At 65.4% G+C, this 11,885-nt stretch carries 15 protein-coding genes; 6 read left to right on the top strand and 9 right to left on the bottom strand.

The genetic code is table 11. The annotated features are described in order from the left end of the window. Nucleotides 1–9: 9 nt before the first annotated feature. The 3 genes from budA to HMPREF0307_RS01680 are packed head-to-tail and all read left to right on the top strand — an operon-like array spanning nt 10 to nt 1,908. Nucleotides 10–726 (top strand): acetolactate decarboxylase, encoded by a 717-nt coding sequence (budA, locus tag HMPREF0307_RS01690; RefSeq protein WP_066485834.1) that lies wholly within the window; start codon nt 10–12, stop codon nt 724–726. Nucleotides 727–768: 42 nt separating this feature from the next. Next, nucleotides 769–1,641, top strand: coding sequence for a shikimate 5-dehydrogenase (locus HMPREF0307_RS01685; protein WP_082723176.1), 873 nt, complete (start codon nt 769–771; stop codon nt 1,639–1,641). Between the two features lie 15 nt (nt 1,642–1,656). Beyond that, nucleotides 1,657–1,908, top strand: coding sequence for a hypothetical protein (locus tag HMPREF0307_RS01680; protein ID WP_066485831.1), 252 nt, complete (start codon nt 1,657–1,659; stop codon nt 1,906–1,908). Here HMPREF0307_RS01680 and HMPREF0307_RS01675 read toward each other — a convergent pair. The 8 genes from HMPREF0307_RS01675 to HMPREF0307_RS01640 all read right to left on the bottom strand — a co-directional run bounded on the left by HMPREF0307_RS01675 (nt 1,905) and on the right by HMPREF0307_RS01640 (nt 6,459). Further along, entirely contained in the window at nt 1,905–2,792 is an 888-nt protein-coding gene (locus tag HMPREF0307_RS01675) for a hypothetical protein (protein WP_066485822.1), read from the bottom strand. The two genes, HMPREF0307_RS01680 and HMPREF0307_RS01675, sit on opposite strands and share 4 nt — an antisense overlap. A 10-nt stretch (nt 2,793–2,802) precedes the next feature. Next, complete coding sequence (locus tag HMPREF0307_RS01670; RefSeq protein ID WP_231732360.1) at nt 2,803–3,096, bottom strand: MGMT family protein; 294 nt, start codon at nt 3,094–3,096, stop codon at nt 2,803–2,805. Between the two features lie 88 nt (nt 3,097–3,184). Then, on the bottom strand, nt 3,185–4,015 hold the full coding sequence (locus tag HMPREF0307_RS01665; protein ID WP_066485816.1) for a VOC family protein: 831 nt from the start codon (nt 4,013–4,015) through the stop codon (nt 3,185–3,187). Beyond that, the gene (locus HMPREF0307_RS01660) at nt 4,015–4,302 is read right to left on the bottom strand and encodes an RNA-binding S4 domain-containing protein (protein ID WP_066485813.1); all 288 of its coding nucleotides are present in this window, start codon (nt 4,300–4,302) and stop codon (nt 4,015–4,017) included. The genes HMPREF0307_RS01665 and HMPREF0307_RS01660 overlap by 1 nt, the downstream gene beginning before the upstream one ends. 122 nt (nt 4,303–4,424) lie before the next feature. Continuing rightward, nucleotides 4,425–4,754, bottom strand: coding sequence for a YbjQ family protein (locus tag HMPREF0307_RS01655; RefSeq protein WP_066485805.1), 330 nt, complete (start codon nt 4,752–4,754; stop codon nt 4,425–4,427). Then, complete coding sequence (locus tag HMPREF0307_RS01650) at nt 4,751–4,966, bottom strand: hypothetical protein (protein WP_066485799.1); 216 nt, start codon at nt 4,964–4,966, stop codon at nt 4,751–4,753. The genes HMPREF0307_RS01655 and HMPREF0307_RS01650 overlap by 4 nt, the downstream gene beginning before the upstream one ends. Then, nucleotides 4,966–5,688: an SDR family oxidoreductase gene (locus tag HMPREF0307_RS01645; protein ID WP_066485791.1), complete on the bottom strand. Its 723-nt coding sequence runs from the start codon at nt 5,686–5,688 to the stop codon at nt 4,966–4,968. Before HMPREF0307_RS01645 ends, HMPREF0307_RS01650 begins: the two co-directional genes overlap by 1 nt. A gap of 78 nt (nt 5,689–5,766) precedes the next feature. Beyond that, nucleotides 5,767–6,459, bottom strand: a complete 693-nt coding sequence (locus HMPREF0307_RS01640) for an alpha-ketoglutarate-dependent dioxygenase AlkB family protein (protein ID WP_066485782.1) — start codon at nt 6,457–6,459, stop codon at nt 5,767–5,769. Nucleotides 6,460–6,915: 456 nt separating this feature from the next. Between HMPREF0307_RS01640 and HMPREF0307_RS01635 the strand changes: the two genes are divergently transcribed. Next, entirely contained in the window at nt 6,916–7,560 is a 645-nt protein-coding gene (locus tag HMPREF0307_RS01635) for a sugar O-acetyltransferase (protein WP_231724995.1), read from the top strand. Further along, nucleotides 7,560–9,863, top strand: a complete 2,304-nt coding sequence (locus HMPREF0307_RS01630; RefSeq protein ID WP_066485772.1) for an ATP-dependent RNA helicase — start codon at nt 7,560–7,562, stop codon at nt 9,861–9,863. Before HMPREF0307_RS01635 ends, HMPREF0307_RS01630 begins: the two co-directional genes overlap by 1 nt. Before the next feature lie 141 nt (nt 9,864–10,004). Here HMPREF0307_RS01630 and HMPREF0307_RS01625 read toward each other — a convergent pair whose 3' ends face one another. Next, nucleotides 10,005–10,775: a TSUP family transporter gene (locus tag HMPREF0307_RS01625; RefSeq protein WP_066486057.1), complete on the bottom strand. Its 771-nt coding sequence runs from the start codon at nt 10,773–10,775 to the stop codon at nt 10,005–10,007. Between the two features lie 22 nt (nt 10,776–10,797). Between HMPREF0307_RS01625 and HMPREF0307_RS01620 the strand changes: the two genes are divergently transcribed. Beyond that, nucleotides 10,798–11,853, top strand: coding sequence for an AbrB family transcriptional regulator (locus HMPREF0307_RS01620; RefSeq protein WP_231724994.1), 1,056 nt, complete (start codon nt 10,798–10,800; stop codon nt 11,851–11,853). The last annotated feature ends 32 nt before the right edge of the window (nt 11,854–11,885 follow it).

The following is an 11,885-nucleotide window of genomic DNA, read 5'->3' as shown; positions in this document are numbered from 1 at the left end:
CTGGAACGCATGCACCACACGCGCCACGCCATCTTCCAAACCAGCCTCATCACCTCTCTCGCCCAGGGCGTCTACGAGGACGAGATGATGTTGTCCGAGCTCCTCGGTCACGGCTCCTTTGGCATTGGCACCTTCAACGGCCTCGACGGCGAGATGGTCATCCTCGATGGGCGCTGCTACCGCCTGCGCTCCGATGGCTCCGTCACCGAACCCCCGCTCGACGAGCGCACGCCCTATGCCGTGGTCACCAACTTCGTGCCCTCTATCCGCGAGGAACTCACCGGCCCGCTCACGCGTGAGGAATTCTCCAAGGTCGTAGACGGATTCATTCCCAGCTCCAACTACATGTACGCCCTGCGCGTTACCGGCCGTTTTAGCTGGGCCAGCGCGCGCACCGTGGAACGCCAGGAGCAGCCCTACCGCCCCATGGTCGAGGCCACGGACGGCGAGGAGGTCGTGCGGCTCGACAATTTCACGGGCACCATCGCCGGGTTCCGCACGCCGCTCTACGAGGCCGCCATCTCCGTGGCCGGCTGCCACGCCCACGTCATCAACGACGAGCGCACCTGGGGCGGCCACCTCGTGGACTTCGTCCTCGAGGAAGGCACCGTCGAGCTGTGCCTGTGCACGGATCTGCAGCTGCGCCTGCCGCTCACGGACGAATTCAGCGCCGCCGATCTGGGCCGCGACATGTCCGAAGAAATCAAGCAGGTCGAGCACCACTAAGCTCCGCGAGGCGCCGTGGGAAGTCTGGTTACACTGGGCGTCATGACTGAAATCCCGGCCGTAGCATCACTCAACACAGACTCGCCGCGTCTCGTCGCCGGCGGCATCACGAAGGACACGCAGCTGTGCCTGTCGCTGTCCGGCCGCCCTGGCAACACGGGCACGCGCTTCCACAATTACTTGTACGACGCGCTCGAGCTCAACTACGTTTACAAAGCGTTCACGACGGACGACATCCAGCAGGCAATCGCCGGCGTGCGTGGCCTGCAGATCCGGGGTGCCGCGATTTCCATGCCGTGGAAGGAAGACGTCATCGCCCTCGTCGACGAGATGGATCCGTCCGCCGAGGTCATCGAGTCCGTCAACACCATCGTCAACACGGACGGCCATCTGAAGGCCTACAACACGGACTACCTCGCCATCGTCTCCTTGCTGCGTTCCAACCAGCTCGACCCAGCGCTCGAGACCGTCGTCCTCGGCTCCGGCGGTATGGCCAAGGCCACCGTCGCTGCCCTGCGCGACGAGGGCTTCACCCACGTCACCGTCGTCGCCCGTAACACCACCACGGGCCCTGCGCTCGCGGACAAGTACGGCTTCGGGTACGCGCCCCAGCTTGGTTCGCTCACACCACAGCTCATCATCAACTGCACGCCCATCGGCATGGAGGGCGGTCCGGAAGCGGCCGACCTGCCCGTGCCCGACGCCGCAGTCCAGGCGGCCGAGGTCGTCTTCGACGTCGTACCCCGCCCCACCATCACGCCGCTGCTCGCCCGCGCGCAGGAACTCGAGAAAATCATCATCACCGGCGCCGAGGTCATGAGCCTGCAGGCCCTCGAGCAGTTTGTGCTCTACACTGGCATTCGCCCCGAGCCCGAACTCGTCGCGCGCGCCACCGCGTTTAGCCGTGCCGTCTAAGTCAAGGAGAACATCATGCTCGCCTGGTTCAATAACGCAGCCGAAGTAAAGCGCTTGCGCGCCGAAGTGCAGCGCCAAGCCGCCGTCATCGAGGATCTCACGCAGCGTCTCGGCCTCACCGCAGAAGACGTCAACGCCTACGGCGTGAGCGACGCCGAGCGTACGCTCGTCGCGCAGGGCGAACCCATCAAGGCCATCAAGGCCTACCGCGAACGCACCGGCGCAGACCTGCTTACCGGCAAGCGCGCCATCGACTCCGTGAGCTAGCAGACCTGCGAAGAGCCTGAGGACCCAGCCTGGGCCAGCGCCGCACAGGCCTGCGCCTGGGTCGCGGCGACCTGGTCCTCCGCGTTGCGGATGAACTGGCGCGCCTGGGCACGGAACTGCACGGGGATGCCCGGCAGGATGGAGGCCTCGAGCTGCGAGGGCTGGCGGGTGGCGGGGGCATCGGGAAGCGGTGCGGGAGCCGGAGCACCGTCCGGCGTCACACGCACGGCGCGCAGGACGTCGAAGGTGAGGTCCGCGGCCGAGCCATAGGTATTCGCCGCGATGACAAAGCCGTTGCCCAGCGAGACGGTCGCATTGACGTCACGTGCGTCGGACCAGCCGAACTTCGTGCCGATAATCCCCGGAATTCGGGACGTGCCGTAGTCCTGTTTGTAGCCATCCGCAGCGACGGGCGCGGCGGTGCGCATGCCGGTGACGATGGGCTGCGCCACCGGGTCGCCGACCATAATCGAGGTAAAGCGCGCGAGATCCTCCGTAGAGGTCGTGGTGTTGCCCCAGTGCCCCCGGTAATGGGTCTCGTTCAGGCCGAACTGGCGAATGACCTCCGGAATCGCCTGCGGGTACTTGCGGTCCAGGTCGGACGCGGTGGCGTCTTCGCTGTAGCGGATCATGTTCTCCACGCGGGCCTTATCCTCAGGCGCTCCGTGGTGCAGCACCCAGTAGCCCAGATAGAGCTTGACCAGCGAGAGCGCCGGGCGCGACTCGTGCGAGTTCGCGGTAGAGACCACCACACCATTGTTGTAGCGCAGCGTGACCTGCGTGCGCGCGGCAACGGCGGCGGGATCGAGGGTAGTGGCGGCGACGGCCGGGGCGGAGCCCAGCACGAGGGAGGCAACGAGAACAGGAAGAGCGCGTTTGAGCATGCCGGAAACCTTAGTCCTCTTTCCTGCCAACCAGCGCGCGCAGGTCCCGCGCGTCCAGCCCATGCGCCCGCATGTCCGCCTTTCCGGACGCTAGCCTTCCGATGCCCTCGTCCTCCCAGCGCGGCCAGACCCGCTCCGGGTCGTGCGGAGAACCGTCCGCACGCAGCACGCGCCACCAGGGAAGATCCGCGCCGTGCACGCGCATGACCCAGCCGACGTAACGCGCACCGACGCCCGTGGCCTTGCCGATCTCCCCGTAGGTTGTAACGTTGCCCGGGGGAATGCTTTGCACAAGCGCCTGCACGCGCTCGACGTTGGCTTTCGCCTTCTCCGAGCGCGGCGGCACGCCTTCCACCCAGGCCCCCTTCTGAGAGGTCCTTTTAGAGGTCTTTTTAGAGGTCAAGCAGATCGTCCGACTCGCGCGGGTCTTCCTCCGGCGCATCCTCAACCTCGGTGAGCGTTACGGTCGCACCCGTCGAGTCCGCGAGCAGCACCATGCGGCCAAACGGCGAATCCCACGGCTCGCGGATAATCTCGCCGCCAAGCTCCACGGCCTTCTTCGCGGCGGCCTCCACATCGCGCACGCCCAGATACGTCTGCCAGAAGCTCGGGACCTGCGGCGGGAACTGGCCCTGCGCGTTCCAGAAGCCCGCGAATGGCGCGCCGTCTTCCTCGGCGGTGGCGTAGACGATGCCGTCCATCTCCGGGCCGGTCTGCGTGCGAATCTCCCAGTCGAAGAGCTCGCCGTAGAAGTCCAACGCCTGCTGGAAGTTCGCCGTGGCCGTGAGCTCATGCCACACCGGGGTACCCGGCTCGCCGCCCGCGACGAACTGGTCCGCACCGCCCGGCTGGATGAGCCCAAACATGCCGCCAGCTGTGTCGACGGCGAGCGCCATATGACCCAGCTCTACCGGCTGCGCCGGAACGAGCACGCGCCCGCCCAGCTTTTCCACCTTCGCCAAATCCTCATCGATATTCCGCGACAAGAAGTACGTCACCCACGTATCCGGCATGCTGCCTTCCTCGGGCTGCGGAATCATGCCGGCGATGGGCAGGCCCTGAATGCGGGCCATTCGATATCCGCGTGCGTCGAGGTTTCCCGAGCCTGCGAGGGAAACCTCCCACCCCAAGACTTCTTCGTAGAAACGCGCCGACTTGCGCGTATCCGCCGTGGTGAGGTCAATCCAGTAGGGCATGCCCACTTCAGCTTCGAATGCGGGCATTACATGTTCCTCCACTTTTCGGGATCAAAATCGTCATCGGCCGTGGCCTCGTCGAAGTAGTCATCGTCCTCGTCGTCCTGCGCGATGACGCGCGCGCACGCGTCGCCGATGCACACCTCGTCGCCCACGTGCACCGCATGGCCACGTGCGGTCTGCGGCTCGCCGTTGACGGTCACCGCACCTTCGGCGATGAGTTCTTTGGCCTCGCCGCCCGTGGCCACGAGGCTGGCCAGCTTAATGAACTGGCCGAGTTTGATGGACTCGCCTTTGATTGAGACTTCTAGCATGCGTGCCAGTCTAGCGGCCCGCGCCGCACACCCCCGCGGCTGCCAAAAATCTTCTTCTCACGCCTGCCACGACAGGGTTTTCGGCAACCAGCGTGCCTCAACCCGCTGTGGGCGGCGCATGCTTAGTTCAGCGGGCGCAGCTTCACGGCCGTGCCGGTGGCCGTGACCATAAGCATGTCGTTGTTGGCGCCCATGGGCGAGTAGTCGAAAGCGATGCCCACGACGGCATCGGCACCGAGCTCCGCGCCGCGGTTCCACAGCTCGTTGAGCGCGGACTCACGGGCCTTGACAGCCTCGTCCTCGTAACCCGCGGAGCGTCCGCCGGTAAAGGAGCGCAGGGACGCGCCCAGGTCCTTGAGGAAATTGATGCCGGTGACGGTCTCGCCCGCAATCACCCGAATGTATGAAGTGATTTCGTGGCCTTCAACGTTATTCGTGGTCGTAAAAATCATGCCCTCAGACTACCGAATCCCTCCCCCACCATGACGGCTCCGAGCACGACAAAGATCACACCCGCCACGACGTCGATGTGGGCGCTCCACCGCGCGATCCACCGCATCATGGACCGCGGGGCGACGCGCATGACCTGCACGATGTCGGGCCCGGGCACGACGAGGACGGCCACCCACACTCCCAAGCGGGCGGCCAGCGTAGACAGCGGCACTAGCTCTGCGTGCGCGGCTTGAGCGTCATGACGTCGATGTTGAAGTGCGCGGGCAGCGAGGCCACCCAGCGCACAGCCTCCGCGATGTCCTCAGCGGTGAGGTTGACCTCGCCGTCGTAGACCGCGGCGGCTTTGCCCGCGTCACCGCGGAAGCGGTTGAGCGAGAACTCCTCCGTGGCCACGCGGCCCGGATCCAGCTCTGTGACGCGGACGTTGTGGTTCTCGATGCGCAGCGCGCGCGAAATGACGCGCACGCCGTGCTTCGCGTTGTTGTACGCGGAGCCGCCCTCGTAGACATTCCAGCCCGCAACGGAGCCCATGTTGATAATGAGACCGGAGTTCTCCGGGGCCGCCTCGAGCTTGGACAGCAGCGCCTGCGTCACGCGCACGGTGCCCAGGACATTCGTGTCGAACATCCACTGCCAGTCCTCAATCTTCGTCTCCGCGAGCGGCTCAAGCCCCTTCGCACCGCCGGCGTTATTGACCAGCAGATCGACACGCGGGAGCACCTCGGCCAGCGCGTCCACGGACTTCTGATCCGTCACGTCGAGCTGCACCGCCGTGCCACCGATGTCCTCGGCGAGCTTCTCTAGGCGATCCATGCGACGCGCCGCGACGACCACGTGCCAGCCATCGCTGGCCAGCGCGCGAGCCGAAGCTTCACCGATACCGGAGGACGCCCCCGTGACGACCGCTACCTTCTTATCTGCCGGGATTGCCATGGTTCAGGGTCCTTTCGCTGCGTGTACATGAGATCTTTTCCCACATGGTACGCGGTTATCCGTAGCCAGACCGATGAATTATTCGGGAGTCCGCGGCGCCGCATCCACCTGCCGAATGGTGATGTTGATCCGCCCTTCGCGCAGGCCACAGCCTTCCGGCAGCGTCCCGTCGTCCACGCGCACGATGCCGTGGTACGCAAAGCGTTTCGGCCCACCAAAGACGATGAGGTCGCCCGAGCACGCCATGATGTCATCCCACGGCTTGTTACGGTTGTCCGTGTTTCCCATCCGAAACAGCGCCTCGTCGCCGATGGACAGTGAAATCACGGGTGCTTCGGACTCCTCGAAGTCGTCGACGTGCATGCCCATCGCCGAGCCCGGCGGGTAGTAATTGATAAGCGCCATCTGCGGGACGTAGCCCTCGACCCAGGGTTCGAGCTCCGCGCTTACCGATGCCGCCGCCCGCAACGCCGCAGGAGCCAGCCCCGCCAGCGACTCGGGCATGGGCGGCACCTGCGTGCCCTCAATATTGTTGACATAGCGGTAGCTCGCGTAGTGCCAGAAACGCCCCACATGCAGCTGAAACACGCTCATCTGCCCGGACTTGAGCTGCGGCTTGTACATGCCCATCGGCGTGCCTGCGTAAGCCCGCGCCGTCTCGCGAAACTCCTCCACGAGCGCGCGCTGCTGGTCGATATCCAGCCACCCCGGCAGGTGCGCCACGCCCGGCGCGACCTTCACCGCAGGGCGCGGGAGCGAATCAAAAAGCATGGATCCATCCAATCACTTTTTGGGATTTGACGTTTCCCGTTACGCACCACCACGACGCGACGATTGATCGTGGGAATTTATCGCGTAGAATTACCAGTATTGCAAGGGTCCTTCCAGCCACGTTGCTGGGTCGGGAGTCTTGCCCCGCGGAGCTCCTGCAGTTCATAACGAACCGCAGGAGCTCTTGCAATTCATTCATCCAGAAAGACGATTCCCTTTTCGCAGCCAGACCATCACAACGCCTCAAGCGCCCTATAGGCATCAACGGCCCCGTGGTCGGCTTTATGGCGAGGACACCATTCAGGCCAGTCCCGACTGATCAAGTGAAATGCCCCGTAGGCTGCCAAACCCGAGTCATGTCCCCAGAAACCATGGCTTGTCAAAGAATCCTAGAGGAAAGCAGCACGCATCGCTGGGCGTAGTAGCACTCACGACCGCACCCGTAGAATGTGCCCCATGGACTTGCAGCAATTCGGAACGTGGGAACGTCAGACCAGCGGCCAGTGGCATCTGCCGGGCACGGACCCGGAAGCGAGCGCGGAACACGCGCGCACTTTCACGCTCGTCAAGCAGTTCAACGAGCTGGGAAATGTGGACCACGAGCGCGCAAAGGAAATCCTGCACGAAATCCTCCCGGAGGAATCTGAGGTCCCCGGCATGCATGCGCCGCTCAATCTGGAGTACGGCCGCAACCTCGTATGCGGCAAGGGGGTGTTCATCAACTTCGGCGCGACCATCCTGGCGCAGGCAACGGTGACGCTCGGCGAGCGAGTCATGATCGGCCCAAACTGCTCGCTCATCACCGTCGGCCACCCGGTAAACGACCATGAGATGCGCGAGGGCGGCTGGGAAATCGCGAAGCCGATCACGGTCGGCCGCAACACATGGTTCGGCGCGAACGTCACCGTCATGCCGGGCGTGACGATTGGCGAAAATTGCGTGGTGGGCGCGGGCGCGCTCGTCACGCGAGACATCCCAGATAATTCGTTGGTTCTCGGCGCGCCTGGCCGCGTGGTGCGCAAGCTCGAGGGTGAGAACCTCGAGCGCGTCGATCTTGACGGCCCCGTCGAGGGCTTTGGGGCGGGCGAATCTCCTTTCTAATGTTTGATCTTCAATCCATCGGCGCGGGTCTGCCTGTTGCCAAGACCATCGGCAGCCTGCCCAGCACCGGCCACGTCGTGGTCCAAGCACCGCCCGGCACGGGTAAGACCACGCTCGTCCCGCCGGCGCTGTCTAATCAAGTAGACGGCAAGGTCATCGTCACTGCGCCCCGGCGCGTGGCGGTCCGCGCCGCCGCGAATCGCCTCGCGGCGCTCTCCGGCACACCCGAGCAGGTCGGCTACGCCATCCGAGGCGAGTCCACGAAGGGCTCCCGCGTCGAGTTCGTGACGCCGGGCGTACTGCTGCGTCGACTGCTCAAGGATCCGGAGCTTGAAGGCGTGTCCGCGGTCGCGCTCGATGAGGTCCACGAGCGTCAGCTCGACACGGATCTTGTCCTCGCCATGTGCGTCGAACTTGCGACACTAAGAGAAGATTTCCGTGTGGTCGCCATGTCTGCGACCGTCGACGCGGAGCGCTTCGCGCGTCTTCTCGGCACTGCACCGATCCACACCACTGAGGCCGTGACGTACCCGGTGGAGACCAGCTACGCACCGCTCAATGGCCGAGCTGCAGGCACCCGAGAGTTCTACCAGGAGGTCGCGCGCACCGCGAAAGCAGCGCACCAGAAGAACCCCGGCTCCACCCTCGTCTTCGTCCCCGGCCTGCGGGAAGTCAATCAGGTCGCAGACGTGCTGCTGGCGCATCACGAGACCAACGTGTATCCCCTCCACGGCCAGCAGACCACGGCAGAACAGGACGCGGCGCTCTACACCGACGGAGAGCGCATCGTCGTCGCGACCTCCATCGCGGAGTCCTCGCTCACGGTGCCGGGCGTGCGCACCGTCGTCGACGCAGGCCTCTCGCGCGTGCCCCGGCGCGACGCGCAGCGCGGCATGTCCGGATTGGTGACGGTCTCCACGTCGAAGTCGAGCGCCGATCAGCGCGCCGGCCGTGCGGGCCGCGAGGCTCCTGGCCACGTCGTTCGCTGCTATTCCGCAGAGGACTACCAACACTTCAGCCCTCACATCACGCCGGAAATCTTGAGCGCCGATCTCACACAGGCCGCGCTCTTCATGGACGCGTGGGGCGCGGGCCCCGACTTCCCGCTCCTCGATCCGCCACCGAAGGCCGCGCTTGCCGATGCCCACCGCGCCCTCGAAGCACTCGGTGCGAGGTCCGCAGGTGCCGTGACCCCGCTCGGCGAGAAGCTCGCCATCCTGCCCACAGACCCGCGGCTGGGCGCGGCGCTGCTCAAGTTGGGACGCCGCGCGGCGCCGACGGTGGCGATCGTAAGCAACGACGCGCGAGGGGACATCGGAAAGCTGAGCGCACCCAAGCGAGAAACGCAGCGCCTCGAGCGGCTCGTCGAGGACAAGGGACCGACCACGCCGGGCGCCGTCGTCGCCGCGGCCTTCCCCGAGCAGGTCGCCAAGCGCATGAAGGACGACGAGTATCTCCTCGCCAGCGGCACACGCGCGAAAGTCCGCGACTCGTCGCTCCTCGGCTCCGCGTGGCTCGCCATCGCGGAGGTCTCCCTGTCGCACGCTGGCAACGCCATCGTCCGCGCGGCCGCACGTATCGAGGAGGCCGAAGCCCTGGACGCGATCGGCATCACAGAGGAGGTCGTCGCACAGCTCAACGGAGGGAAAGTCCGCGGCCGGAAGGTCAAGCGTGCCGGAGCCATTGAGCTCTCCTCCACTCCGGTCAAGGTCACGGGACAGGCGGCGGCCGACGCGCTCGCTGCCGGTATCAACTTGGATGATTTCCACTTCTCCGAGAAGGCCCAGCTCCTGCGCGACCGTCTGCGCCACCTGCACGATTTCTACGGCGAGCCCTGGCCCGACCTCGAGGCACAGAATCTCGCGGTGTGGCTCGCGCCGGAATTGCGAAAGATTGCCGACGGCACGCCGATTGCCCAGGTCGACATGTACCCTGCGCTGCAACGCCTGCTGCCGTGGCCGGAAGCGACGCACCTGGACGAGCTCGCGCCGGAGCGGCTCGCGGTGCCCAGCGGCCGCGACGCGCGCATCGACTGGACGGGCGAACGCCCGATTGTCCACATCAAGCTGCAGGAGTGCTTTGGTCTGGCGGAGTCCCCCGAATACTGCGGCCATCGAGTCCAGTTCCACCTGCTCTCCCCCGCGGGCCGGCCCCTCGCGGTGACGGACGACCTGGCAAGTTTTTGGGCGGGGCCGTACCAGGGCGTGCGCTCCGAGATGCGCGGGCGCTACCCCAAGCACCCGTGGCCGGAGGATCCGTGGACGGCACCGGCGACAGCCCGGACGAAGAACCGCATGAAATAAGAAAGACGCCCGCGCTCAGAGACGCGGGCGCTGTACTGCAGAATTTCAGCAGGCGGGAACATACCGAAAATCCACTCAACAAGAACTAAGGGCTTTTATTTTTAAACCCCAAGGAAAAGGCGTAGCCCACGAGCGGGGCAGTTAGCTCCACTGCTGCCAGGACAAATAGAGGCTCATGACGATAACAAGCGTGAGAAGCGCGTAGCGGATGAGCTTCGTGCCGCCACCTAGGACGGTGCGGGCGCCGAGCTGTGCGCCGGCGATATTGGCGAGCGCGAGGACGATGCCCAGCCCCCAGAGCACGTGGCCGCCGGCGATGAATGCGACGAGTGCGCCTAGGTTGGTGCAGGTGTTGACGACCTTGGCCATCGCAGCGGAGCGTAGGAAGTTTTGCGAGAAAATTGCGGTGAACGCCATGATGAGGAACATGCCGGTGCCGGGACCGAAAATGCCGTCGTAGAAGGCGATCGCGGCAACTGCGGCAAGCCCCGCGACCACGCGCCATCCGGCGTGGATCCCGTCGGAGTCGCCGGAGCCGAAGCTCGGCTTGAACGCGACAAAGAGGCCCACAACAACCATCAACACGATAATGACCGGCCGCATGACGGACTTGTCGAGCATGGAGACGAGGAGCGCGCCCAGGCCGGAGGACAGCGCGGCGATGATCCCCATGGGAATCAATTCACGGGCCGGCGGGCGGACCTTGCGCACGAGCGTGAAGGCTGCCGATGCCGTCCCCGACACCGCCGCCAGCTTGTTCGTCGCGAGCGCCGCAGCGGGCGCCAGCTGCGGCGCCACCGCCAGAATGAGCGGAATGAGGACCAGCCCGCCGCCGCCGATGACGGCATCGATCCATCCGGCGACCGCCGCGCCGCCGACGAGGACCGCCCAACCTCCTGCTGCAATCTCCATGGCACCCATTAAACTCGACGCCATGTCTGTTCACGCGCGTTGGGCGATTATCGTTCCTGGGTCACTTGCCTTGGGTGCGATATTTACGTACCTGCACGTGCCCGCGGCGTGGATTCTTGCAGCGATTGTGGTCTCCGGCGCGATGGCGCTCACCACCGGCGAGGAGCTGCCCGTCAACAAGCAGTTCTACGCGCTCGCCCGTGGCTTCATCGGCATGATGGCCGCCATCCCGCTCACGCTCGTGCCCTTCGGGCAAGTCGTGGGCTACCTGCCCGCCGCCGTGACGATGTCGCTGGTGAGCGTGCTCGTGGGCATGGTGGGCGGCATGCTCATCCACCGCGCACAACCGAAAGATATCTCGTGGGAAACCGGCATCTTGTCCATGCTCCCCGGCGGCGCCTCGCTCATGCCGGCGCTGGCCAGCGAGCTCGGCGCCGACTACCGCTACGTCGCACTCACGCAGTACCTGCGCCTGCTCGCCGTGTCCATGTCACTGCCGCTCGTGGTCGCGTTCCTCGACTCGCCCGCCGGCCAGGGCGTCGACCTCTCCGTCGCTGGCGAGACGACGTGGTGGATCGTCCTGCTCACCATCGCCATCGCTGTGGGCGGCGAGAAGCTGGGCAAACTCGCGCACCTGCCCGCCGCGGCGGTGCTCGGCCCCCTCATCCTCACCGTCATCGTCGCGCAGTTCCTGCCGGAGGGCCACACGCTCGAGCCGCTCGACATCTTCAAGATCATGGCGTTTATGTCCATCGGCTGGATCTGCGGCGGCGGCCTGTCCCTGCCCGCACTGAAGTCCTTTGCCAAGCAGCTGCCCGCGACCATCCTGTTCATCGTCGTCGTCATCGGAGTCTGCGCACTCACGGCGTGGCCACTCACCGTGTGGATCGATATCTCGTACTTCGAGGCCTACCTCGCGACCTCGCCCGGCGCGCTCGAAACCGTCCTCGCGCTCTCGGCTGAAGGCGGCGCAGGTCCTGCGGTAGTTTCCGTCCAGATCGTGCGCCTCATCATCGTGCTCGTGATCGCCGGCTACCTGCCACAGATCCTGCGCCTCCTGGGCAAATTCCGGCGTTAAATTGTACACAATCTAATTTGGGCGCATGCTAG

The organism is Corynebacterium sp. DNF00584, assembly GCF_001552965.1.
In the GTDB taxonomy this organism is placed as follows: domain Bacteria; phylum Actinomycetota; class Actinomycetes; order Mycobacteriales; family Mycobacteriaceae; genus Corynebacterium; species Corynebacterium phoceense.
Note: the sequence above shows the minus strand (reverse complement) of the source record. Positions and strands in the feature narration are given on the sequence as shown.